Below are 24,633 nucleotides of genomic sequence, written 5' to 3' on the forward strand. Positions count from 1 at the left end.
AACCCAATATGCGCGTTTTTCAAAATTCCGGGGTATATGCTGCTTATATGCGGCGGCTTGATATGCTCGCAGTTGATGCGAGAAGTTTTTCAGACAGATTGGCCCTTTTTCTGGATGATCGCTATGGCGCTTGCCATATACTGCAACCGGTAATGGAGACCTCTCCAGACATCTTCTTTACGAACGGCGATGACGAGATACTTCAACGATACTGGGCGGTAGAAAATGGTTTGCCCGCCACCTCCGACATGGAGCAGATCTTGCTGAGCCAGATCGAACATCACCGCACCGAGATATTTTATAATTCGGATCCGATGCGATACGGGAACGACTTCGTCCGCAAACTTCCTGGCTGCGTTCGGAAGTCAATCATGTGGCGAGCGGCACCTTCCGGCAATACCGACTTCGGCGCCTACGATTTGATCGTCTGCAACTTTCCTGTCATATTGGAAGGTTATCGGAAGCTTGGCTGGCGCGCGGAATATTTTGCACCAGCCCATGATCCGGCAATGGATAGCTATGCCGAAAATCGAGACCGGCCAATCGATGTGCTTTTTGTCGGCGGCTATAGCCGTCACCATCGTCGGCGTGCAGAGATACTGCAAGCCGTTTCGGCTATTCGAAGGGATTTTAAAGTTTACTACCACCTTGATCGATCGCGATTGACTAGGCTTGCTGAGAGCCCGATTGGCTGGCTTCTGCCGCTTGGGAAGCACAGACGTCCGAAGAATATTCGTGCAGTGTCCCGTACCCCACTCTTCGGACGTGAGCTTTATGAAGCGATTTCGCAGGCGAAAATTGTTCTAAATGGCGCCGTGGATATGGCGGGAACGGACAGGGGAAATATGCGATGCTGGGAGGCGCTAGGATGCGGTGCGCTAATGGTCTCGGACTCCGGTGTTTATCCTGAGGGGATGGTCAATAATATCAGCATGGTAACATATGAAGATGCAGAATCCGCGGCGCGGACAATTGTAAATCTGCTTCGGGAACCGGAGCGCCTCCAGGCGTTAGCCAACGAAGGAACCCGTACTGTACGAACCGTGTACAACAAGCGTGCCCAATGGCTTAACTTCCAACGGCTGGCTGCAAGCGCATGAAGCTTAGCCTGACCACGATCGCAAACATGGCGGCGGGATGGTTGGCTCGCAAGCGGAGCAAATTTGTCGTTGGGAGTGGTAGCAATGTCCGTTGGCTGGTATTGCGATCCGTTCGCGGAGGCAATGTGAAGATCGGCGAGAACTGTATCATCAATTGCAATATCAGCTTCGATGATCCCCGCGGCCGCATCAGCATTGGCGATCGCTGCTATATTGGTGCCAGTCACCTGGTATGCCATTCCGGAATTACGATTGGAAACGATGTCATCATCTCATGGGGAGTGACAATCGTGGATCATGATTCTCATTCTCTCGACTGGGAATTGCGCAAGAACGATGTGACCGATTGGGGCTTAGGAAAGAAGGATTGGACCGGGGTTTCCATCAAGCCAGTGTTTATTCAAAACAAGGTGTGGATTGGTTTTGGCGTGAGTATCCTGAAGGGGGTGACAGTCGGCGACGGGGCAGTTATTGGAGCCCATGCTGTTGTCACGCGCGATGTCCCCCCTTACACCGTCGTCGCCGGTAACCCCGCTCGCATAATTCGAAATCTCAAGCCGACGCAAAAAGAGACAGAAGGTCAACCATGACGGCAACAAAATTGGACACGTGGGAAGCAGCCGTCGAGTGGCTTCGGCAACAGCCTGACCAGCAAAAGCTGGTGCTCGATGCCTACTACGACGATCCGATTCTGCAGGCGGCCGAGCGGTATTGGCGGAGCGGCGAGTGGGGTGCCATCCGCGAATTTCTCCCGCAGGCGCCAGGAACTGCAGTCGATATCGGCGCCGGTCGTGGTATTGCCAGCTATGCTCTGGCCAAGGAAGGTTTTGAAGTAACGGCACTGGAGCCCGACGCGAGCGACCTCGTGGGTGCTGGTGCAATTCGTGCCCTCTTCAATGAAGTTCATCTTCCCATTTCGATCGCCGAGGAGTTTTCCGAAAAGCTCCCATTCTCCGACAATGCCTTCGATGTGGTCTTTGCCAGAGCCGTTCTGCATCACACCTCCGATCTGTCGGCCGCGTGTCGTGAATTCTTTCGAGTGCTCAAGCCCGGCGGGCGCTTCATCGCAGTTCGCGAACATGTGATATCGAGCGAACGCGATTTGCCGATCTTTCTGGATCGCCATCCCCTGCACAAACTCTATGGAGGGGAAAACGCCTTTCTTCTGAAGGAGTATCAGAACTCTATAGTTTCGGCCGGTTTCAAGATGGACAAGCTCCTTATGCCGCTGGAGAGCGAGATCAACTTCGCCCCCTACACTCCGGCGGAGTTGAAGGCGCAGATTGCCATGCGATTGCCGCTCTTCGCAAGAGCCGCTCCAGCGCTTTTGAGTTCTCGGTCAGTCTGGACCATCTTCTCGCATATCGCAGCAAAATTCGATCGGCGGCCGGGCCGGCTGTATTCGTTCGTCGCCACGCGGCCCCAATAAAGAAAAAGAATGGCTCGTATATTAATCACAGGCGCTCACGGATTTATCGGAAGATATCTGGCAAAGTCGCTTGCACTTGCCGGGAACTCCGTATTCGGCCTTGGGCACGGTACCTGGTCACCGCTTCATGCCCAACGCTGGGGGCTGGTTTCTTGGCATAACGGTGAGGTCGATATCCCCAATCTTCGGTTGATTCAACAGCAGTTTGGGACGGTGGACATTGTGTACCATCTTGCGGGGGGCTCGTCGGTCGGAGCAGCAATCGCAAATCCTCGCGAAGATTTCCACCGCACGGTCAGCTCGACCATTGAACTGCTTGAATGGCTGAGACTGGAGGCCCCTAAAAGCAGCTTAGTGGCGGTTTCTAGCGCTGCTGTTTACGGGGCAGGCCACACAGGTCAGATAGCTGAGACGGCGAAACCCAACCCCTTCTCTCCCTACGGTCATCACAAGCATATAATGGAATCTCTCTGCGTCTCCTATTGCGAGAGCTACGAGTTAAAGGTCGTGATCGGTCGTCTGTTTTCAGTTTATGGGGAGGGATTACGCAAGCAATTGCTCTGGGACGTTTGCTCCCAGCTCGAGGTTCATCCTGAGCGACTCCTTCTCGGCGGCAGTGGCAACGAGCTTAGAGACTGGACGGCGGTGACCGACGTCGTGCGCGCGCTGTCGCTTATCCACACCGAGGCGAATCCCTCGCCAAAAGTTATCAATATCGGCACCGGCCGCGGCACCAATGTTCGTGCGATCGTTGAAGGCATTGCCCAAGCATGGGCGGTCGATACCAATTTGGAAGCCAGGATTGAATTTTCGGGTAAAGCAAGAGCTGGCGACCCTCAAAGCCTGATAGCCCAATCCGAGCAACTCGCAGCCCTCGGGTTCGAGTGGCAGAAGGATTTGATGGAAGGCCTCTCAGGCTATGTCAGGTGGTTTCGATCGGAATCCGGTGTGAGATCATGACCCGTATTGCCTTTACGATGATCGGCGGGAAAAACTGGACCGGCGGTTATAACTATCTGATAAATCTCGCCAGGCTGCTGTCCGCTGATCAGAGCAGAGCTCTTACGCCCGTTATGTTCTTTGGAACCGACGTCGATGAAGAAGATATAACTCCATTTGCGGCTCTCAATTGCGTTGAGGTGGTTCGTAGCCCGCTCTTTAACAGATCCAGGAGCTTTAGATCTCTGCTCACCGGTCTTGTCACCGGCGCCGACTGGCGTGTGCGTAAGCTGTTTAAAACTCACCGGATAGATGTCGTATTTGAGGTGGCACAATTTTTTGGTTTCAATCTCGGCATCCCCGCTATTGCCTGGATCCCAGATTTCCAACACCGCTTCCTCCCCCGTCTCTTCAGTAAGCTTGGCTACTGGAAACGCGATATAGGGTTTAGAATTCAGGTCCTGGGAAAGCGCGAGATCATGTTGAGCAGTGAGGACTCGCGCGTCTCGTGCGAAGTTTTCTATCCGTCCTCCCGGGGGCGCACACACGTCGTCAGGTTTGCGGTGCCGCCCAAGGGAGTGATTGTTCCTGCGGCTGCTCGTGCTCTTGCCGACAAATATGGACTGCCTGAGCGGTATATCTTCCTTCCCAACCAGTTCTGGCAGCACAAGAATCATCTTCTTGTCGTGGAGGCATTGACGATCCTCCGTCGCCGCGGTCACGACGTTACTGTCGTAGCATGTGGCAGCCAGTCTGATCCGCGCGACCCCTCTTATTTTCCGCGTGTGAAGGCTGCTATCGAAAGTGCCGATCTCTCCTCGAACTTCATTCTTCTCGGTCTTATCCCATATGGCGATCTTGCTCCACTCGCAACCGCTAGTATGGCCTTGCTGAACCCATCTCTCTTCGAAGGATGGAGCACGACAGTTGAAGAGGCCCTGTCGTGGGGCGTGCCGTTGATTTTGTCTGATTTGGACGTCAACAGGGAACAGGCGGGCGAAGCGGCCGTATTTTTCGATCGCCATGACGCGCAGGCGCTTGCCGACGCACTTGCTTCGACAAATCTGTCTTCGCCGGATATTCTGTTCGAACGGGCGGCGAAGGCACAGGCCTTCGCTAATGAACGCGTCAACCGTTTCATCACTGATTTCCATGCGCTTGTTCAACGGGCTGCCACCAAACGCCGGTAGCAAACCACCGAAGAATGCCGGGGGACCTCGCCTCTACCCACCAGCTATGAAAGTAAGTGTGAATGCGCGAACCGAAAATTTCAATCATCACCGTTGTCTTCAACAACGAAGCCACGATCGCTGATACGATCGAATCCGTTCGCGCTCAAAACTACCCAAATATGGAGTATATCGTCGTCGACGGACTCTCAAAGGACCGCACGCTTGATCGGATCAACGAACGCCGCGATGTTATCACGCGCCTGGTTTCCGAAGAGGACTTCGGCATCTATGATGCTATGAATAAAGGAATAAGTCTTGCAACCGGCGAAGTTATCGGCTTCATCAATGGGGATGACTTCTACATGCCGGGCGCTCTGGCAAAGGTCGCGGAGGCGTTCCGGGATCCGGCCTTGGAAGTATGTTACGGGGATCTCTGCTATGTTCGGCAAAATGATACCTCGACGATAGTGCGCGACTGGCGCTCTTCGCCTTTTGTACCTAAGGCTTTCGAAGAAGGCTGGTGCCCGCCTCATCCAACATTCTTTGTTCGGCGCGAGGTCTACAAGCGCCTTGGGACATTTGACCTCAGTTATAGGATTGCTGCTGATGTAGAATTAATGATGCGCTTCCTAGAACGCCACTGTATCAAGTCGGAATACCTGCCCGGCATTATGGTGAAGATGCGAATGGGCGGCACCACAAATCGCAGCTGGAAGAATATCCTGCAGCAAAACAAAGAAATTCTACGTGCGCTTGAAACTCACGGGTTGAGAGCCAGCCCAGTACATTTCTTCTCTAAGAAGCTTATGTCGCGGGGCATGCAGGTACTTCGTGCGGCCTTGCTTAACGTGCGCTAACGCATTAGCCGTTCGACCGGCTACGGCGATTTCGCTGCATGAGGTATGCGCTTTTAAGGAGGTTGACTAGAACGCCGATAACGAACCCGACAAAGAGACCTGCAGTCAGAATGGTTATCTTGGTCGGAGAGGCGGCATTTGATGGAGCGTAAATTGGGGAAAGCAGAGTTGCAGGCTTGCTTAGTTCTAGTTTACCCGTCAAGTCGGCAATGTCCTTACGCAATGCGATCGCATCGTCGCGTGTCGCGAGATATATTGCCTGCTGCCACCCGGAATCCTGCGCCTCCTTCAGGAGTTTCGAATTTTCCACGAGTTGATCCTGCAGTGACCTGATTTGAGATTTCAGATGTTCCAAGCTGATGGACGCAACCAACGTCTGCTGTTCTTGAATCCCCCGCACGATCGCGGCGACGCACTGCCGTGCCAATTCAGCGGCTGGGGCGGTAAAGGAAATCTCGATGACGTCACTGGGAACTGATGGTGCCGTCACCCTCACATTTTGCGAAATCTGTTCGGCGGTTGCCGGGCCGCCGTCGGAGCACGCGGAGACGGTCTGCTGATCGAAAGCTGATGGAGATCGCAGACGAAAAGTAACATGCTCACGAGGCTCCACAAGAGCGACTGCATCAGGGTCTAGTTGCGTTGGATTGGACGAAGCCGCAAGCACGAGTTGTGCTGAGGCTTGATAAAAGGGTTGGCTACGCCACAGGAAAATGCCTGCTAATATAGCTCCGATGGAACAGCACAAAGCAATGGTGCCGATGCCCCTTCGTAGGAAGGAAACAACAGAAAAGAGATTAATTTCCTCGTCAAATGATCTCTGTTCCATCATCTCAGCTTTCAGAATCCACCGTAGGCTCAAAATTAGCAAAAAATTTCACAACAGCAGGCCTAAATGTCGCTTCAATCTTATTGGCCCTGCAATGTCAATCATGAAAAATCACATCCAGCGCATATCGCGATGCCATGCTTCCTTAGGCCGTGACGAGGCCTGGAAAAAATACCTGAATCGGTCCTTGAGCTAGCGATTATGCTCGCTCTGCTTCTCGCCGTCAGCAACATCATAACGGGAGCTTATCATGTTTGATCAAAAAGCTCTGGAACCTATCTCCGCCTAACTCGTCGTGCTGATCTTTTACGGCTGCTGCACCCACCGCGCTTTGTCACTCGCAGCAACATTCGTCGACGTGGGCTCGCCGACCTTGGGTGTCTTAAGCCGCGTTGTTGGTTTTAAGGTGCCGGTGAAAGCCAGATCCGAGACCTCGCCGGTTGACGAATAGCCGGAAACAAGCTCCGCTAGTATCGCACGTGCAGCGATCATATCGTTCCGATCCAATACCGCATTGAGCGCGTTGAGCTTTTTCAAAAGCTCCGGCCACAACAGGAAATCCTCGCGCGCCTTCATAATCCGGGGATGTTCGGTTGTTTTCGGATTATCCCCGATCAGCAGTTCTTCGTAGAGCTTCTCGCCGGGACGAAGACCGGTAACGGACAGCTCGATATCGCCTTCGGGATTGTCTTCATCGCGGACGGCCAGCCCGGAAAGCTCCACCATCTTGCGGGCGAGATCGGCGATGCGAACCGGCTCTCCCATGTCGAGCAGGAAGACATCTCCGCCCTCCGCCATAGCACCGGCCTGTATGACGAGTTGGGAAGCCTCCGAAATGGTCATGAAATAGCGGGTTATATCAGGATGTGTCAGCGTCACGGGGCCGCCGTCCTTGATCTGCTGCCGGAAAAGCGGCACGACGGATCCTGAGGAGCCGAGGACGTTTCCGAAACGGACCATGGAGAAATTCGTTCGCATTCTGTCGACTGCCGATTCCGCCGCAAGCGCCTGTAGAACCATCTCCGCCAGCCTCTTGCTGGCGCCCATTACATTTGTCGGACGCACGGCTTTGTCTGTGCTGATCAGCACGAAATTCGAGACGCCGCATTTATTCGCCGCGCGTGCCGCGACCAGCGTACCCATGACATTGTTCTTGATGCCTTCCACGGCATTGTGTTCGACAAGGGGAACATGCTTGTAAGCGGCTGCATGATAGAGCGTCTGAGGTCGCCAGCTCTGCATGACATGTTCCATGCGATCCTGATCGCGGACAGAACACAGAATCGGGACGATCTGCATATTTTCATGCTTGTACAGTTCGGCCAGCTTCTGCAATTCGGCATGGATATTATACAGCGCAAACTCGTTCTGATCGATGAGGATGAGGCTGGAAGGCCCGGTGCGCAATATCTGACGACATAGCTCGCCGCCGATCGAGCCGCCAGCACCGGTGACCATCACCACCTTGTTGCGCATCGATTTGTCGAGTAGCTCCTGGCGCGGCGCGACCGCTTCTCTTCCCAGCAGATCTTCGATCTCCAGCTCTCGGATGTCGGAGACGGCGATGCGTCCCTGAGCCAGGGCAGTGAGATCCGGCAACGTACGAACATTGACCCTGGCTTTACGGATGTGCTCCAGGATTTCGTTGCGACGCTGCCGCGATGCGGAGGGAAGAGCAAGAAGCACGTTGTGCACGCCGAGAGATTCGGCAAGCACCGGAAGATCCGAGGGGTCGTAGATCGGCAAACCACCCATGACGCCGCCCTTGAGACGCGGATCATCATCCAGATAGCCGACGACATTGAGTTCGGCACTGTTGATCAAGGCACCGGCCAGTTGCCGCCCGGCCGTCCCTGCCCCATAGATCAGCACCTTGGCGAGCATATTCTTGTGAAGGATGCGCTGGTAGGCATCCCCGAGCCAGTAGCGGATACTCAACCTCGACAGCCCGATCGCAATCAACAGAAGGAAGGGCTGGAGGATGCCGACGGTTCTCGGAACACCGGGGACGCTGAGTGCTGTAAATATCGTCATGAAGGCGACGCCGTAGATCGCAATCGCCTTCAGAACAGTAATGAAAGCAGCCATATTGGCATAACGGAAGATCGCCCGATACATGCCCATGACGATGAAGATGGGAAGGGCCATGCACAGTGAAACGAAGACCGGCAGCCACTGCACACCCGTCAGCACCGTCCATTCGTTTAGGCGGAAACAATAGGCGAGCCAGATCGTCAGAACACAAAAGCTGGAATCGACCAGCAAAGCCAGGGCGCGTTTGGCAACCCGCGGCATCGCCAGCAGAGGGGCGACGAGCGCTTGCATCGGCATTAAGAACCATCCTGAGCGCGGCGTCTCAGTGGGGGTATTTTCGGGCATTGCTTACCAGCGTCTCGCGGATCAATCAGACAATCACCTTCTTGTCATTTTCTGCAACGAGCGCAACTGAAATAATCGGAAAGTAAGGTCTTCCGCACCGACTTATCTATCAGAAGTTGACGAACAGATGGCACGGGTCATGATGGAAGCGAGATTCTCCAAGTTGCCGGCATACGTCAGCACATCGAGGTTGACGATCGGTTCATCATGAATCGCAAGCCAATCGAGTACGAAATTCGAACTGATGAAACCGGCTCCCGCCGTCACCAGGATCATATTTTCCCGCTTGGAGATCTTGATAAGTCTACTGGATATCCGACAAGACCCCGCGGCTCGGAGGAGCCTCGGAATATGGATTTCCCGACTATACCTCTAAATTCCGTATGCTTGGGGCGGGCAGACCAGCAGGCACCCGAGTTCTTTGAGGTCGATACGATGCCGGCCGTGAGACCCGTCCGTTCCAACTTTCCCGCTCGTATCGCATTTTTCTGCAATCCTTGGGCCAGCGCCAGGGACATCGATCTGACCGGCCCACAAGCGGAACTGGCAATTAACGCCACGCAAGGATCATAGAACGATGCTTCCATTGCGTTTGGATATTTATATTTCCGCTTCATCGAGCCTAATGGACTGAAAGGTTATCTGGCTAAGCTGGTAGATGTAACGCTGCGAGCGCTTTGATCTAGGGTGATGGTCGGTTCACTTGGCTCTGAATCAAAGAGAGAGCAGGTCAAGAGATAACTCAACCGCCGTCGTGACTGCAACGCCTGTGAAAGCGCGAGGTCACGGGGTTGCAGCTGATTGTGGTAATATGTTAGGGGCAGCGACCCGAGAAGAGCGAAGGCGTTCCCGGTCCAGAGACGGTACCGCTTCCAAAGAGAACATCAAAAGAAAGTGATACGTGGCCTCTTCAATCATCAGCGCCCGCGGGCGCTTATAGCCTCGGCAATAAGCCTTGTCGTCCTGATCTTCCTGCTTCGGGCGGTGGATTGGGAGGAAGCTATCCGCATTTTTCGTAGCGGAATATCGGCAACATCGCTTTTGTGGTTTATGCTTGTTACCTTCGGTATCGCAGTCGGCTATGCGCTGCGATGGCGGCTATTGCTGGACGGGAAGATCAGTTACGGGACGTCTCTCATGGCTTCCCTGCTCGGTCTGGGCGCCAACATGTTTCTTCCCGCGAGAGGCGGAGACCTTTTGCGCGTGCATTACAGCCGAGTTGTCGCGACAGTCCCTTACGTCCGCCTGGGCCTCGGCTGCGCTCTTCTCGGCAACAAGAACATAGCCGGCGCGCGCCTGCCTCGCCGCTGAGGGATAGCCGATCGAGACGGCATAGAGGTGATAGAGCATCAGGCCACCAGCGAGGCCGGCGCCCATCTCGAGATAGTCGATGATGCCGAACATCAGGTCCGGATACCATTGAGGCAGAGCGCCCGTTCCGCTGTGCGGCGCTTCGTGAGGTCCGGGAGACGGATGCCGGCGGCCTTATCCCACTTGGGCAGCTCGTTGCAGGCGCCGACGACGTCGCCCGAGTTCAGCTTGCGCGTCAGTGTCGATTTGCAGAGCGCCCCGGTTCCGACGTTGTACGTGAAGGAGAGGAAGGCGACATAGGCGCCGGACGGCGCTTGATCCGGCTGCTTCATGCAGGCGCGCATGCCCGTCTCGAATTCCTTCAGGCTGTCGCCGAGTATGTCCTTGCATTGAGCGACGGTGTAGCTGTCGCCCATCTTGACGCCGCGTGTCTCTCCGAAGCACACTGTTGGAATCCCGATCGGATCTCGATAGGCGACAGTTCGCAGCCCTTCGAAGGTGCTGACGACGGCGATGCAGGCAGCAGCAATCGCGCTACCCTTCTTGAGGCGGCTTGCCATTGGCGAGGTCTCCAGAGACTTTCTGTCGAACGAAGATGCGGCGATGATAGCGGCGACGGCCAAGAGGCCGGTGACCGCCGACATCCCAAGTTGGATGTAGATGTTCTTCGCGACCCATGTGGCGGCGAAGAAGGTGTAGATCGGCTCGATGATGATGCAGAGCAGGGCCAGGACCATGAACCTGATTGACCAGGCATGCTTGACCACCGCGCGCCAGTTGCTGACGAGCATGGGAGCTCCAGATTGTGGGATTTCACTTTGTGGTGTATCGATGCCCTCTCACTGCTCCGGAGGACGAGATGAACAGCAGCACCGAAATACTCGAGATGTACGAGGGGTATTACGCAGACGGCTCAGTCTCGGAGAAACGAGCCATAGCTGCGCGGCAGTCTGTCGGGCACATACGCAAAATCACGGAAGGCCAGACGTTCAACTCGGTTGTCGACATCGGCGCCGGCGAAGGTGCGGTTCTTTCCGAGTTGAGCAATTCTGCCTTTGCAAAGCAGTTCGCAGCCGTGGAAATCTCGAAATCAGGGCTGGACGCGATAAGCAACCGGCGCATCAAGAACTTGGCTTCAGTTGATCAGTTCGATGGCTACAAGATCCCCCACCCGGGCAAAGCCTTTGATCTCGCGCTTGCCATCCATGTCCTTGAGCATGTCGAGCATGAGCGTATGTTCCTCTACGAGGCCAGACGGGTGAGCCGGAAGCTCTATATCGAGGTGCCCTTGGAGCTGACGCGGAACCTAGACAAGTCGATCCGCGAATCCGGCCCTTATGGGCATATCAACTTCTACAGCCCCGGCTCTTTCGAAAACCTGCTGAAGACATGCGGTTTTAAGGTGGAGCGCCTCATGGTGTTCCCACATGACATCGAATACGAGCAGCACCTTGCTGGTAAGGCAAAGGGGTGGCTGAAGTATCAGATCCGGCAGAATTTCCTGAAATTGGCTCCGAAGACTGCTGCGCGGAACATGGTGTATATGGCCGGGGCTCTCTGCTCCGCCTAGAGGATGTGGATTTCCGATATACAGGCGCACGCATAGTTCAGATGCCCGATCGTATGCGGGTGGATGCCGTCCTCATCGCAATCCGTCGTGGCGTTGTAGAAGTTGTTCACCGGGACAGAGCGAACCGGGAACCCGGCACTTGCCTATTCGTCCACAACACCGTCGATGATCAGAGCAAGCACGGCAACCCGTGGGGAGCGAGACGCGTGGGCTGAATCAGTTGGTTCCCAATTTGCAGCTTACATCAACGGTCGGATTGAAATTGGAGAGGTGAAAAAAGCTAGCTTGGACCTCAGCATGAAAAAGCAGTTTTATATCACCTGAAAAGTGATCTAAGACGACTTTAACCACAACCGTGACAGGGTCGCTTAATCGAAGGCGATCCAGAAATAAGCAGCGAGCAGTCCAATATGGCGCTGAGTGAGAATTATAAAAGCGCCCCTGTCGCAGGCTCCAGTCACGCGATGACTGGCCTGACGCTAGCAGCAACAATGTTGATCCTCGGCTGGGTGCTCAAATATAGCTCCTACGGGATCGAGTTCACCGATGAAGGCTTTCATCTGGTGTCGATATCTAACCCGTTCATCTATGATTTTTCGATCACGCAGTTCGGATTTGTGTATCATCCTCTGTATGTTTTGCTCGGCGGGGACATTGCGGCATTAAGGCAGGCCAACATACTCGTCACATTCGCTTTGGCTGGGGGGCTGGCACATACACTTCTCGTGGCAGTCGCACCCGAATCAAGAGCGAATGATGTCGTCCTGTGCGCTGCCGCGGCTGGACTGGCAACTAGTGTTTTTGCCCTGTTCGACTCGTGGCTTCTAACGCCCAGCTATTATAGCTTGGCACTTCAGTCTTTGCTGGTGACGAGCATCGGTATGCTCATGTTTGAACCAGCATGGAACTGGCGAAGCGTTGCAGGCTCGATGTTGATCGGCGCAGGTGGCTGGCTGGCCTTCATGGCCAAGCCAAGCACTGCAGGCGCACTGGCTGTGGGCACCCTGGTCTACCTGATCGTTTCCAAAAAGTTCCAGCTGCGTCTGCTCTTACTTGCCATCACCAGTGCGGTCGTCCCACTTCTGCTCAGCGCATTCGTAATCGATGGCTCCCTTCGGAAGTTTGTGGAACGGCTACAGCTAGGACTTGAGTTTGGACAATATCTCGGTGGCGGCCACACATTCACCGAACTTTTGCGCATCGATAGTTTCTGGCTGAACGGCAAAGATAAACTACTTACCCAACTCGTATTCCTAGCAACGTTTATTGCCGTCTGGGGTTTCTTGTCGCGACGATCCGTGAGCGTGATTGTATCCCTGATCGCTGCGGTCAGCCTCTTCCTCGTGACGGCGCTCCTCGTATTTGGCCAGATCCCTAAGGTTGCAGAGCTGGGGCAGTTTCAAGGGTTGTCATTTTTCGGCGTCGTCTATGCTGCAGCGCTCGCAGGCCTAGCCTTTGGCAGGCCGAGACCATTCAAGGGCTTATCGGTGGCGCACTGGAGCATCGCGTGTCTCTTTTTGATAACCCCGCATATGTATGCCTTTGGGACAAACGTTAATTATTGGGAAAGTGGGATACAAGCGGGTTTTTTTTGGCTGCTGGCCGGCATTGTACTACTTAGCCCAATTGCTCGTGAACGATCAAATTGGTCGTTTTTGTTACCCCTCGTCCTTGCCGCCCAAGCGGTGACGGCGACCCTTCTTCAGACAGCACTAGAGCAACCGTTTCGCCAACCTCAATCGCTCAAGCTCAACGATGCCCCCATAAACCTTGGGCCTCATCGATCTGAATTGATACTATCGAAGGCGTATGCTTCCTATATTTCGGATGCGGTTATGGCTGCTAAAAACAGCGGTTTCAAACCAGGCGATCCCGTCATCGATCTATCTGGTCAATCTCCAACGCTCCTGTACGCCATGGGCGCCGAAAGCATCGGAGCCGCTTGGATGATTGGCGGCTACACCGGCAGCCTGAAATATGCGACCGCAGTGATGGGCCGTGTGTCGTGTGAAAAACTCGCCGCAGCTTGGGTTCTGGTGGAGGCAACAGGCCCTCGCAGCATTCCGACAGAACTCATGGCCGACATGGGAGCAATGTTTCCGCAAAACTACAAGCATGCGGGAACGTGGAGCACCGCTGATGGTGCGGGCGGTTACATCGCAAGCCGGGTTCAGGAGCTTTATCGGCCGATAAACCCCGCGGACACTCTGAAAGCGTGCAAGGCACTGCGAGATAAGGATGCGGAATGAAGAAAGTTGCGATAGTCCAGTCAAATTACATCCCTTGGAAGTCGTGCCTTGAGCTTCGCTCGATTCTAAAGTAAGCGTTCGCTTGGATAGAGGTCATGGAAGCAGGAGGCGCTAAGCTCCAGGCCGCTGAACGGTACGCCCCTAATGAGACTTAGCGAAGAAATCGAAGGCGACGGTTGGGCATGGTTGATGCGACGGATATATCAGCGGGCGTGGAGTCCCTTTCAAACGTGCGCCGCAGCAAAGGGATCCTCGTAACCAGCCTGATATTCATCATTGCTCTTTCCCTGGTCGCTCTTACCGGAACTTGGGACTGGTTCGCGAATCGCTTTTTCGGCTTTTTCCCGCTGCTGATCGGTTTGTTCGTACTCGGCATCCACCCCGTAGTTAGAGTGAAGGCCGCAGTCGTCCTAAGTGGTCTTGCGGATTGGCTCGCTAGACGCGGGGCCTTCGTATCAAATCCAGAGGAGGAAGCACCGAAATTCGCGCTGATCCGAATAGTATTTGGGCTCTTCATGATCGAGCGCGCCTTCTGGGTGATCTCCTATCTTGAGCCTTCGGATTGGGGGCAGCCATCGATTTGGTTGACTGCCACGATGGGATTGCTCTGCGGCGTCTTGGTGACAGCGGGTCTGCTGACGCAGTACACTCTCGTGTATCTGATCGTTTTTCAGTGGCAGATGGGAGACATACTACTCCGCACATCCACATTGGGAAACTGGATCGCAGCGATGCTTTCAGTGCTTCTGATTTTCGCAAACGCCGGAGCGAATTTTTCGCTGGACCGGCTGCTTATGAAAAGAGGCACGTTCGCGTGCAAGGTCATCTCAGCGTTCTACTATGACAACGGTTTGCCAAGTGAATCCGGGCTGCAGCTCGCAAAGTTGATGACGCTCGCCTGTTACTGGTGCGTGTGCCTGTACTCGCTTTCGATCCATTTGGCCGAGCCTGCCTGGATGTCAGGTTCGGCTGGCCCACTGCTGCTCACCAATAACTTCATGTCCAGATATTCGAGTGAGTTTAGCTGGCTGCTTTCGCAAGGCCCGATCCCGGTTTTCCTGGCGCGCGTATCACTCTGGGCGATGTTGCCGTGGTATCTTCTGCTGCTTCCGTTTGTGCTTCTCGGCGGAGTGTTTCGCAAATATGTAATCATGTGGGGCTTGCTGTTCTTCGGGCTGAGCCTATTCATCCTCCAGCTCGGGTGGCTAGCCCAATTCGAGTTCCTGTTCTTGGCCGCCTTGTTTTGGACCAAGACATTCATCAGTGGCGCAAACAGGCTGCAGGTGGCGTACGATGACCGCTGCAACCTGTGCGATAGGACGGTGACGTTCGTAAAGGCCGTCGATCTCTTCAGGCGAGTCCACCTTAAGCCGTTGTCCAAGAACATTCCTTGGCTTATCGAAGTCGGCATCGATCCAGATGATGCACGAAAGGACCTTTACGCTGTCGACGTCAGCAGCGGGAATGCCGTCAAGGGTTACGAGTTCTATGTGCTTTTATCGAAGCACGTGTTCCTTTTGCTGCCGCTTCATCCGTTGCTCATAGTCGGTCGATATTTGGGCGGACCGGCAGTGTACAGGTTCGTTGCCGAGCGTCGGACGAGGATGTTCGGCGTCTGTCAAATCCCTACGCCAAAGCCAGAGTATACGCTGTTGCCAACGGGCCAGATGGTCCACAAGGACATCGTCCCGGGTGATCCGATCTCCACCGTCTTCTGTCATGTAATGATTTTGCTGGCATGCTTTGCTATCTCGCTTCCTCTGCCGTACCTGGTGAAGAATCCTCCGACGGTCCTGCGGAAAATCCAGAGATCCGTTGCGGCCCCGACGAACGCAGCTGGTATCTACGGGGTCGGTCCAATTGACGTGTTTAATTCTACCGATCTTCGGATGGCTGAGAACTGGTTTACCCTCAGCAAGAAGACCAAGGACGGCTTCGAACAGCTTCTTCCAATATTCTCCGAGGACGGGAAACGTCTAGCTGCTCACAGATCGGACCGGGTCTATTTTGGGAACACTGTGGCGTTCAGGCGCGGCGTAATCGGGAAGGAGGGCTGCCAATTTGAAGCGTTTCGCCAGCAGGTCAGCTACCTTGGCGAAAACGAACATTCAAACGGTGAGACCCTCATTTATCGTCAGTACGTGGAGCCGCTACCCAGCGTGGATTTGCTACTGCGGGGCCAATATATGGCGAGCGAGAGACGACTGGTTTGCGAAGTGACGTTTTAGCGGAACTGTCAACGTTTGAGGGGCGGCTGTCCATATACAATCATCTTTCATCAGGACTGGGGGAGGCGAGTTCGCTAATCCTGAACCGTTTTTGCTGCGATGACCAAAAGGACTTTATCTGCTCCGGCTTCTTGTTAAAACCCTCGTGGTCAAGAGAATTATCGTCCTTCGTCGGCGGCTCCTGCGAACCGTCGAGCTGCTGTCCTGTGACGTGACTGGTTCAGTTCAACCCAGAGCTCCTTCGGAGCACGCCGCCGTATCGGCCTCCTATCATCGCGGGGCTCATCAAGACGCGAACCATACCATCTGATTACCGAGACTCTAGTCAGCCCATCGACGATCAGCGGGCGCTGCCAATCTCCTTGAACAGGATGCCCCGAGCAGGCGCGTTGACGATCTCCCAACAAACAATGATGTGCAGCCGCAGGCGCAGGCGGCTATGATGCCAGCCGTACTCAAGAGCTTTACAAACCGACGGCAGCGAGTGAGGCTTTGAACGCCTGCCGTGCCATTCGAGCGAAGGAAATGAAGTGAAGAAGGTGGCTATCGTCCAGTCAAACTATATCCCGTGGAAGGGTTATTTCGATATGATCGCTGCCGTGGATGAGTTTATCCTCTACGACGACATGCAATATACGCGACGTGATTGGCGCAATCGCAATCAGATTAAGACGCCTCAGGGGATTCAATGGCTCACAGTCCCCGTTCAGGTAAAGGGAAAGTACCATCAGAAAATCCGAGAAACTGAGATAGAAGGCACCGAATGGGCGAACGCCCATTGGAAGAGCCTGATCCAGAACTATCGTCGTGCTGCACACTTTGAGGAAATCGCTGTGTGGCTGGAGCCTCTTTACCTGAATGAACCGCCAAGTCACCTTTCGCCGCTCAATCGCCGATTCATTGAAGCAATCTGCAATTATCTCTCAATCCAAACTGTAATTTCCCATTCATGGGACTACACGTTAGTGGAAGGAAAGACAGAGCGTCTGGCTGCGCTTTGTGCTCAAGCGGGTGGCACAGAGTACGTATCTGGCCCCGCGGCAAAAGACTATGTGGATGAAGAAGTCTTTGAAGAACGAGGAATTAGGCTTACCTGGTTCGACTATGCCAGCTATCCTAAATACCCTCAGCTCTGGGGTGAATTCGTTCATGGAGTGACGATCCTCGATCTTCTCTTTAATTGTGGAAGGGACACGCGAAATCACATGAGGTACCTGAAATGAAACCTTCACAGCGCCAAATTTCTGGTCCTCTAGTGAATTGCGCTTTTGAGAGTGGCGGAAATGATTGGGCACCGCTGGAGGTGTTTCGGTGTTTCGACACTCTCGCCACCGACTCCCGGGAACAAGGAACGAAGGGTGGATGATCGGCGCTCTCTGTAGCCTGGAGGCTGCAATGTAAATAGCGTGGGGCAGTTTTGATCCTTGGGAGAGGCATAATGAGTTGACTAACCCTTGAATGTTTGGCGTGGGTTTCCGGCGCCGCACCACCCTTTGGAGCATTGGTGCGCGTGTGCAGAAAGCAGAAAGCGTACCGGATACTGGCGCCAATCCTCCACACTTTTAAGGCTTGCGCGTGGTGACAAAATTGCGTTATTGCGGTCCGCTAGCAAGCACTGCGGGGGACTTCGCTTGACGGAATCTATTTCTAGGTGTCCCGCATGTGGGTCAGCAGATTGTAGAAATCTACCTATTCCGCATGCAGCCCGCTCGATGGTTAGCGACGGCAAGGTGGTATCGAATCCTCTTAAGCGCTGTTCTTGTAACAACTGCGGCCATGGCTTCCACACCCAAAGTTTTTCAGAAGAGCAAATAAAAGAGATTTATAGCGCCGACTACTCGATCGGCCTGCGAGACGCGGTGGCGGAGGCTGCGCGCTCCGCCGAATATAGCCGACAGATAGAAGCTTTCTTGACGCATCATCTGGGGAATGAAGCCAATTTTTCCAAAATCATAGAGTTTGGATGCGGCAGCGGTACGTTGCTCGGTCATCTGACCAATAGGCTTGGCGCTCAAATTTCAACCGGAGTGGAGCCTAGTTCCCGGATAGCCGCGAATGCGCGTTCAAACGTGGGAGGTCGAATTTCCATCCACGAGGGTTTTGCTGAGCAGTTCGAGGCCTCCCCCCCCGGCTACAATCTTTGCCTGTCCGTTAACGTGATTGAGCACACACGTAATCCCCTCGGTTTTCTGCAAGCATGCCGACGCGTCATTGATAAAACGGGGAATATTGTCGTCATTTGTCCGGATGGAGAAATCGTAGGGTCGGAGTTGCTCTTTTACGATCATATATCCAACTTTACGTCCGCTTCCTTGGCAATGATTGTAGCGGGTGCAAACCTGCGGATGGTTGCGAACTCCCCCTTAACGGGCAGCCTGCAGGGATTTAGGATTTACCTGTTGCAGTTCGGCGACGCTGACCCTGACAGTCAGATCCGCGGTTTCGCCTTTCTTTCTCAGGAGCGCGCAGAGTATGTGAACACGTGGAGCAAGATACGAGGCGCGACCAACCGAGTGCTTAAGGGCCGGAAGTATGGCATCTTCGGCACGGGTGAGTATTCGGATCTTCTTCACGCCTATAGCCCGTCCGTGGTCGAAAACGCAGAGTTTTTTGTTAGGGATCAACCGGTAGAGGCGGATTTCTATGGTAAACCTGTTGTATCGGTCAAAGACTTCTTGAGCTTTCCAAGAATGCCCCTGATCGCGGCTGTGCATGAGCGAAGCTGGTCGCTCATCCGAGATCGTTTTGGATCGGAGGATGTTCCGATCTTTCATTCTCTTGAAATTGCAAGGCAGGATGCCATCCTATGACGGAAATTTCTCGCTACGGCGTTATTGCGACAACCGAAGCAAACGACATTTACGACATCCTCGCGGAGGAGGTCAGGCTACTGGGATACACTACGCTAGATTCCGGATTGGCCGGGGCTCAGCTCGATGAACTCTCGCAGTTGTTCAATAGAGCGGAGTTAGAATACGATATCGAGGCAACAGACCGAGGTTATGATCTTAGCAAGATTAATGAGCGTGATACGATTCGCCTCCTTCCGATGGTGTGCCCCAATTTCTGGGAGGTCGTTTTCAATCGGCCACTTCATGTGTTATTGTCGCGGCTCCTCGGCGGTTACTTCATCCTGAACCAGGTGAACGGCCTGATAAACCGCGGCCACCAAAGCAAATACCACCAAGCCCAGTATCACAGAGATCTTCCGTATCAGCATTTCACTAGCTCTCGGCCGCTCGCTATCAATGCACTCTTTGCACTAGACGACTTCACTATCGAAAATGGCTCCACGCGCGTGATCCCTGGAACACATCATCGTGAAGCGTTTCCACCTGACGAAGTTGTTCGGCGCTTGGAGACCCACGTCACCGTCAAACGGGGGACGTTCATTGTCTTGGACTGCATGGTTTATCACGCCGGCAGCACCAATAAGACCGATAAAAATCGTCGCGCCATTAATCACGTCTTCACAATTCCTATGCTGCGTCAGCAGTTCCATATTCCTTCTGTGCTTGGTGAAGCTCCAGATTTTACAGAGCAGCAAAAGAAAATACTGGGCTATGGCCTAGATGAATTTCGTTCAGTTGACGACTGGTTCAACTCTCGGTTGCCGAAAGTCAAATGAGTTCCATGACACGCAAGTTATCCATTGTTACCACTCTATACAGGTCAATGGACACAATCGATGAGTTCATCCAACGTGCCTTGGCCGCGGGAGAGGCGGTATCGGATGATATTGAAATCGTGATTGTCGATGATGGCAGTCCGGACGGTTCGGCGAACATCGTGCGAAATTGGGTTGAGCGCGACGCTCGGATCTCGCTATTATGCTTGAGCAGAAATTTCGGGCATCATAAAGCGATGCTCGTGGGTTTGGAGCATGCCCAAGGCGACTTAATATTCCTGATTGACAGCGATCTCGAGGAGCCTCCCGAGTTGCTTTCGGAAATGGCGCAGGTTTTGCGGGGAAAAGCTGTTGATTGTCTCTACGGGCTGCAGGAACGTCGGAAAGGCGGCCGGATGGAGCGGATATCGGGGCACCTTTTTTATTGGCTTTTCTCCGCGTTAAGCGAGGTACGCCTACCCCAGAACGTATCAACGATGCGATTGATGACCCGTCGCTATGTATCCGCTCTACTTAAATTTCGCGACAAAAACCCAGTCTTCGTTCCACTAAGCATTCTTGTTGGCTATCCCCAGGCATCGTTCCCTTTTGTCAAAGCCAGCACCTCGGATACGACCTACTCGTTAGGAAGGCGGATTGCTCTGACCGCCCTTGCTATCACGACGTTTTCAGCCAAGCCACTGATATTAATGCTGTGCTTCAGCTTAATGATGGCTTTCTTAGGTATCGTCTACGGCGGGTTTGTTGTGGTGCGTGCGCTGATCGGGCCGGTCCAAGACGGATGGGCGTCACTCATGGCCGTCGTGGTCTTTTTCTTCAGCTTGAATGCTGTTTTTACCGGGCTGATGGGCCTTTATGTCAAGCAGATCCTGGAGGAGGTGAAGGATAGACCGCGCTCGATCATTCAAGATATCTATTCTAAAAGGAATTCCTCAGAGACCTAGCCGATCTATTCCGAAAAATACTCACGCGCTTTACAAAAGTTGGAGGGGCGTTTCCAACGTCGTCAGCCGGGCGGTATATGCTGTCGCGGGTGTTGGAGTAGATATTGCTGGAATGGCTACCACGTGGCGTGACCTACCTGGAGTTCATGTTGACGATCGCCCGAGTCAATCGTAGATACCCGTCACTTGAGTATTCGGACGCGGTAACCGGCTCACGGGAAATGAACAAAATTGGGATACGAGATGTTGCTGGTCCCTCACAAATGCGAGCGCTGAAAGCGATAACGAAGATCGAAGGAAGACCTCATATTTCTTTGAGTGGCGGACTGGTAGTGTGTTTATAGGATTTTTGAGAACAATTAGCGCCGCTAAACATCAGCGCCCTTACACGTGGTGGGACATTCATGGTTGAATCGAGTGATGACATCCTGAAGGATGTGGCTGACTATTATTCGGGACGGATCGCTGAGCATGGCCAAACCGCAGCAGGTGTTGACTGGAACAGCCAAGCCGGCCAAATCATGCGCTTCAATCAACTTCTCAAAGTGGTCGATTCTTCGCAACCATATTCTATCGCCGATATAGGATGCGGATATGGAGCGTTGCTTGACCACCTCTCGCAGTTGGGACACGCCACTCGGTATATAGGTGTCGACATTGCTCTGCCGATGATTGAAGCCGCCCGTTCGCGTATCGCCGCGTCGCCGGACGTGACTTTTAGGCCGGGTAACTCGCCAGGTGAGATCGTCGATTATTCTGTAGCGTCGGGAATTTTCAATGTGCGGCTTGGTCGGACGGACGAGGAGTGGCTTGCGTATCTGGTGGAAACACTGGACATGATGAACATATCCAGTCGGACAGGTTTTTCTTTCAATTGTCTAACATCCTATTCTGACGAAGCCCGGATGCGGGGTGATCTTTTTTACGCCAACCCGCTGGACTTATTCGATCTTTGCAAACGGCGCTATTCACGGCAGGTAGCTTTGTTACATGACTATGAGCTATACGAGTTTACGATGATCGTGAGGAAGTTGCCATGAGGCGGAAGCTCGTCATTTTTGGGACAGGTGAAATTGCCCAACTCGCCCATTACTATTTCGAAAATGACAGCGATTATGATGTGGTCGCGTTCACTGTGGACGAAGCTTATTTAACTGATCGAGAGTTTTGTGGCCTGCCGGTCGTTGCCTTCGAAAACGTCGCTGATCGCTATCCCCCGGCCGACCATGCCCTTTTCGTCGCACTCAGCTACTCTAAGCTAAATCAAATCCGCAAGCAGAAGTTCGAGGCCGGGCTGGCTCTCGGTTACGACCTGGCAAGCTATATCAGTTCTAGCGCAACAGTCCTCAACGAGCACTCCGTCGGACGTAATTGTTTTATTCTTGAAGACAATACGATCCAACCATTTTCGCATATTGGTGATAATGTCACGTTGTGGAGTGGTAACCATATCGGTCATCATTCGGATATTGGAAGTCACACGTTTATTTCCTCGCATGTCGTGGTGTCCGGTGGGGTCAGGATTGGCGAGCAGTGTTTCATAGGGGTCAATGCCACCCTTCGCGATCACGTTAGTATCGGGGCAAGATGCGTTATCGGTGCCGCAGCGCTCATACTGTCCGATGCCGAGGCTGATGGAGTCTACGTATCTAGCACCACTGAACGCTCGCGTGTTCCCAGCTCAAAACTGCGCAAGATATGACCGGCACATGGATCAAAACCGGCCTGCTCTTCAAGCCGTCCGGCGTTCACCCCAAGCTGAGGAGTCACGCTGCGAACCCGCTCGCACTTCACCTCGAACGTGACACATACAGGGTATTTTTTAGCGGGCGTGACAGCGAGAATCGTTCCTCTGTGGGCGCCGTTGATATCAATCTCTTGACGCGAGAAGTCGTGCACGAGCACAAGCAGCCCTTTCTGGTCCACGGTGCTGGCGGCAGTTTCTTTGAAGCGGGTATCAGCATCGGTAACTGTTATTGTGCGGGTCCGCAGCGCTATATGCTATTCATGGGATGGCAGAGGCCCCCGGGAAGGCACTGGCGAGGCGATATAGGCCGCATAAAGGTTCGACCCGATCTAACGCTTGAACTGGACGCCGACCTAGCGTTTATGGCCTCGGATGAGGAGGATTCCGTCAGTCTTTCCTATCCATGGGTTGAAAGGACAGATAGTGAAACGTTCAGGATGTGGTACGGATCTACCGTAAGCTGGGACGCGGGCAACGGCGAAATGCTCCATGTTATCAAGTCCGCAACTTCAAGGGATGGCCATATATGGCACAAGGACGGTACGGCAATTCCCTATGAAATAGGCAAGGCGCAAGCCTTCTCCCGGCCCACGGTTCTCATTGATGCAGTGTGTGGTTACCGGATGTGGTTCTCTTACCGCAGCGGTCAAGGCGAAGCCTATCGGATCGGGTATTCTGAAAGCCGAGACGGAATCGCGTGGATCTTGAAATTAGACCAAGCGGGTATAGACGTTTCCGAAAACGGCTGGGATAGCACGATGATCGAGTACCCTTACGTGTTTCGGCACGGGGACAATACATATATGCTATACAATGGCGATAGTTTCGGGAAAACGGGTTTTGGCTTGGCCGTTCTGGACGACAATAAGGTGGAGAGATCTGATTCTATCTAAAAGTAGTATATTGCAGCTGGCCCGTTTTGGATTTATCGGCTTATTGACGAACGCCTGCGGATATATCCTGTACCTCATGGTCACCTTTGCTGGGATTCCGCCAAAGTTGGCAATGACTATACTTTATTTGCTCGGAGTTGTTATGAGCTTTGCTGCCAATCGGCGCTGGGTTTTCATGCAGGCTGCGGAGCAGCAGAGCGCCCTAGTCCGATATGGAATCATCTATGGCGTTGGTTACTCGCTGAACTACAGCATCCTCTACGTGTTTGTGGATAGGCTCCATTACGCTCACTTTTATGTGCAAGCATTTGGTATAGTTGCTGTGGCCGCATTCGTATATGCGGCGTGCAGCATTTATGCCTTCCCTTCCACCAGCAAGAGAAAACAAAATCCGTGAGCTCCCGTTGTTTGGGTTGTGGAACTAAATTCGACAGCGAAGCCGGCAGGCCTCATTGCCCCGCTTGCCGTTGGGAGCCTGAGGAAATAGGCGGAATTGCAGCTTACGCTCCACAGTTTGCTAACCAAGGAGGTGGATTTGAGGCTTCTTATTTCAAAGTTTTGTCGGAATTAGAGGCCACAAATTTCTGGTTCCGGTCCCGAAACGATCTTATCCTGTGGGCTTTGCGCAAGTACCATCCCAAATTCCGCTCTTTTCTGGAAATTGGCTGTGGAACGGGTTTTGTTCTTTCCGGCGTCACCGGGAAATATCCAGAAGCTGAGATTTTCGGGAGCGAGATATTTATCGAGGGTCTGCGATTCGCTTCTGAGAGATTGCCTAATGCACGACTCATGCAAATGGATGCCCGGGCAATTCCATTCGCGGAGGAATTTGATGCCATCGGCGCATTTGATGTTCTTGAGCACATCGAGGAAGATGAAACCGTCCTGCAGCAAATGCACGCCGCGCTGAAGCCTAAAGGTACGCTGCTGGTGACTGTTCCGCAACATCCATGGCTGTGGAGTCCCCTTGACGATTACGCTCACCATTGCCGTCGGTACACGGCCAGCGAATTGAACAGGAAAGTTACTGCCGCGGGCTTCACCATCCTTCGCAACACCTCCTTCGTCTCGTTCCTGCTGCCGGCGATGCTTGCTTCGCGTTTAATGAGCCGGAATAAATCGGTTGACGAGATCGACGTTCGAACCGAGATGCAACTTCCAAGCCTGCTCAATAACGCTTTCAGATGGATATTGCGTGCGGAAAGCGCTCTCATCGGAACTGGTTTGGATTTCCCTTTGGGTGGTTCGCGACTGCTCGTCGCCAGAAAGATGTGAGGCTGATGTTGTCCCTTTCCCTTTTGTCGAGTGGAAGGGCATTCATCTAACGGAGACCGATCGCGGCGAGGCTATCGTGTGGG

Annotated in this window: 22 protein-coding genes and 3 pseudogenes; 19 read left to right on the forward strand and 6 right to left on the reverse strand. The window is 53.5% G+C overall.

The window, feature by feature from the left end; genetic code table 11:
- Nucleotides 1-8 precede the first annotated feature (8 nt).
- The 6 genes from RlegSU303_RS02170 to RlegSU303_RS02195 all read left to right on the forward strand — a co-directional run bounded on the left by RlegSU303_RS02170 (nt 9) and on the right by RlegSU303_RS02195 (nt 5,497).
- Complete coding sequence (locus RlegSU303_RS02170) at nt 9-1,100, forward strand: glycosyltransferase family protein (protein WP_064650464.1); 1,092 nt, start codon at nt 9-11, stop codon at nt 1,098-1,100.
- Nucleotides 1,097-1,690: an acyltransferase gene (locus RlegSU303_RS02175; protein WP_011650563.1), complete on the forward strand. Its 594-nt coding sequence runs from the start codon at nt 1,097-1,099 to the stop codon at nt 1,688-1,690. Before RlegSU303_RS02170 ends, RlegSU303_RS02175 begins: the two co-directional genes overlap by 4 nt.
- Nucleotides 1,687-2,529: a class I SAM-dependent methyltransferase gene (locus tag RlegSU303_RS02180; protein ID WP_094086697.1), complete on the forward strand. Its 843-nt coding sequence runs from the start codon at nt 1,687-1,689 to the stop codon at nt 2,527-2,529. Before RlegSU303_RS02175 ends, RlegSU303_RS02180 begins: the two co-directional genes overlap by 4 nt.
- A gap of 9 nt (nt 2,530-2,538) precedes the next feature.
- Complete coding sequence (locus RlegSU303_RS02185) at nt 2,539-3,489, forward strand: NAD-dependent epimerase/dehydratase family protein (RefSeq protein WP_064650468.1); 951 nt, start codon at nt 2,539-2,541, stop codon at nt 3,487-3,489.
- Complete coding sequence (locus RlegSU303_RS02190; protein ID WP_094086695.1) at nt 3,486-4,658, forward strand: glycosyltransferase family 4 protein; 1,173 nt, start codon at nt 3,486-3,488, stop codon at nt 4,656-4,658. Before RlegSU303_RS02185 ends, RlegSU303_RS02190 begins: the two co-directional genes overlap by 4 nt.
- A 62-nt stretch (nt 4,659-4,720) precedes the next feature.
- Nucleotides 4,721-5,497: a glycosyltransferase family 2 protein gene (locus tag RlegSU303_RS02195; RefSeq protein ID WP_094086694.1), complete on the forward strand. Its 777-nt coding sequence runs from the start codon at nt 4,721-4,723 to the stop codon at nt 5,495-5,497.
- 4 nt (nt 5,498-5,501) lie between these two features.
- Here RlegSU303_RS02195 and RlegSU303_RS02200 read toward each other — a convergent pair whose 3' ends face one another.
- The 3 genes and pseudogenes from RlegSU303_RS02200 to RlegSU303_RS02210 all read right to left on the reverse strand — a co-directional run.
- Nucleotides 5,502-6,329: a Wzz/FepE/Etk N-terminal domain-containing protein gene (locus tag RlegSU303_RS02200; protein WP_094086693.1), complete on the reverse strand. Its 828-nt coding sequence runs from the start codon at nt 6,327-6,329 to the stop codon at nt 5,502-5,504.
- Between the two features lie 303 nt (nt 6,330-6,632).
- Nucleotides 6,633-8,705 carry a polysaccharide biosynthesis protein gene (locus tag RlegSU303_RS02205; RefSeq protein WP_064650476.1) on the reverse strand — a complete coding sequence of 691 codons (2,073 nt, stop codon included), beginning with the start codon at nt 8,703-8,705 and terminating at the stop codon, nt 6,633-6,635.
- Nucleotides 8,706-8,846: 141 nt separating this feature from the next.
- Nucleotides 8,847-8,981: pseudogene (locus tag RlegSU303_RS02210) on the reverse strand (dTDP-glucose 4,6-dehydratase); the annotation flags it as partial.
- 708 nt (nt 8,982-9,689) lie between these two features.
- Here RlegSU303_RS02210 and RlegSU303_RS02215 point away from each other — a divergent pair.
- Nucleotides 9,690-9,875, forward strand: a pseudogene (locus RlegSU303_RS02215) (lysylphosphatidylglycerol synthase transmembrane domain-containing protein); the annotation flags it as partial.
- Here the strand turns inward: RlegSU303_RS02215 and RlegSU303_RS02220 are convergent.
- From RlegSU303_RS02220 to RlegSU303_RS02230, 3 genes and pseudogenes are all read right to left on the reverse strand, one after another.
- The gene (locus tag RlegSU303_RS02220) at nt 9,804-10,109 is read right to left on the reverse strand and encodes a hypothetical protein (RefSeq protein WP_231283405.1); all 306 of its coding nucleotides are present in this window, start codon (nt 10,107-10,109) and stop codon (nt 9,804-9,806) included. The pseudogene RlegSU303_RS02215 and the gene RlegSU303_RS02220 sit on opposite strands and share 72 nt — an antisense overlap.
- On the reverse strand, nt 10,109-10,576 hold the full coding sequence (locus RlegSU303_RS02225; RefSeq protein WP_331275221.1) for a lysozyme: 468 nt from the start codon (nt 10,574-10,576) through the stop codon (nt 10,109-10,111). Before RlegSU303_RS02225 ends, RlegSU303_RS02220 begins: the two co-directional genes overlap by 1 nt.
- Nucleotides 10,551-10,807: pseudogene (locus RlegSU303_RS02230) on the reverse strand (DUF7940 domain-containing protein). Before RlegSU303_RS02230 ends, RlegSU303_RS02225 begins: the two are co-directional and overlap by 26 nt.
- 68 nt (nt 10,808-10,875) lie before the next feature.
- Here RlegSU303_RS02230 and RlegSU303_RS02235 point away from each other — a divergent pair.
- The 12 genes from RlegSU303_RS02235 to RlegSU303_RS02290 all read left to right on the forward strand — a co-directional run bounded on the left by RlegSU303_RS02235 (nt 10,876) and on the right by RlegSU303_RS02290 (nt 24,550).
- A complete protein-coding gene (locus tag RlegSU303_RS02235; RefSeq protein WP_094086691.1) occupies nt 10,876-11,586 on the forward strand; it encodes a class I SAM-dependent methyltransferase in 711 nt (236 codons plus the stop codon).
- 410 nt (nt 11,587-11,996) lie between these two features.
- A complete protein-coding gene (locus RlegSU303_RS02240; protein ID WP_094086690.1) occupies nt 11,997-13,835 on the forward strand; it encodes a hypothetical protein in 1,839 nt (612 codons plus the stop codon).
- 182 nt (nt 13,836-14,017) lie between these two features.
- Complete coding sequence (locus RlegSU303_RS02245) at nt 14,018-16,063, forward strand: thiol-disulfide oxidoreductase DCC family protein (protein ID WP_094086689.1); 2,046 nt, start codon at nt 14,018-14,020, stop codon at nt 16,061-16,063.
- Between the two features lie 530 nt (nt 16,064-16,593).
- The gene (locus RlegSU303_RS02250) at nt 16,594-17,286 is read left to right on the forward strand and encodes a WbqC family protein (protein WP_064650486.1); all 693 of its coding nucleotides are present in this window, start codon (nt 16,594-16,596) and stop codon (nt 17,284-17,286) included.
- 489 nt (nt 17,287-17,775) lie between these two features.
- Nucleotides 17,776-18,873 (forward strand): class I SAM-dependent methyltransferase, encoded by a 1,098-nt coding sequence (locus tag RlegSU303_RS02255; RefSeq protein ID WP_231283406.1) that lies wholly within the window; start codon nt 17,776-17,778, stop codon nt 18,871-18,873.
- Nucleotides 18,870-19,691 (forward strand): phytanoyl-CoA dioxygenase family protein, encoded by an 822-nt coding sequence (locus tag RlegSU303_RS02260; RefSeq protein ID WP_094086688.1) that lies wholly within the window; start codon nt 18,870-18,872, stop codon nt 19,689-19,691. Before RlegSU303_RS02255 ends, RlegSU303_RS02260 begins: the two co-directional genes overlap by 4 nt.
- A gap of 5 nt (nt 19,692-19,696) precedes the next feature.
- On the forward strand, nt 19,697-20,635 hold the full coding sequence (locus tag RlegSU303_RS02265) for a glycosyltransferase family 2 protein (protein ID WP_269207227.1): 939 nt from the start codon (nt 19,697-19,699) through the stop codon (nt 20,633-20,635).
- Between the two features lie 404 nt (nt 20,636-21,039).
- A complete protein-coding gene (locus tag RlegSU303_RS02270; protein WP_094086687.1) occupies nt 21,040-21,675 on the forward strand; it encodes a class I SAM-dependent methyltransferase in 636 nt (211 codons plus the stop codon).
- A complete protein-coding gene (locus RlegSU303_RS02275; protein ID WP_064650496.1) occupies nt 21,672-22,337 on the forward strand; it encodes an acetyltransferase in 666 nt (221 codons plus the stop codon). The genes RlegSU303_RS02270 and RlegSU303_RS02275 overlap by 4 nt, the downstream gene beginning before the upstream one ends.
- Nucleotides 22,334-23,275 (forward strand): hypothetical protein, encoded by a 942-nt coding sequence (locus RlegSU303_RS02280; RefSeq protein ID WP_094086686.1) that lies wholly within the window; start codon nt 22,334-22,336, stop codon nt 23,273-23,275. Before RlegSU303_RS02275 ends, RlegSU303_RS02280 begins: the two co-directional genes overlap by 4 nt.
- A 10-nt stretch (nt 23,276-23,285) precedes the next feature.
- The gene (locus tag RlegSU303_RS02285; protein WP_231283408.1) at nt 23,286-23,672 is read left to right on the forward strand and encodes a GtrA family protein; all 387 of its coding nucleotides are present in this window, start codon (nt 23,286-23,288) and stop codon (nt 23,670-23,672) included.
- Nucleotides 23,669-24,550, forward strand: a complete 882-nt coding sequence (locus RlegSU303_RS02290) for a class I SAM-dependent methyltransferase (protein ID WP_094086685.1) — start codon at nt 23,669-23,671, stop codon at nt 24,548-24,550. Before RlegSU303_RS02285 ends, RlegSU303_RS02290 begins: the two co-directional genes overlap by 4 nt.
- The last annotated feature ends 83 nt before the right edge of the window (nt 24,551-24,633 follow it).

Source organism: Rhizobium sp. SU303 (assembly GCF_021052345.1).
Classification (GTDB): domain Bacteria; phylum Pseudomonadota; class Alphaproteobacteria; order Rhizobiales; family Rhizobiaceae; genus Rhizobium; species Rhizobium laguerreae.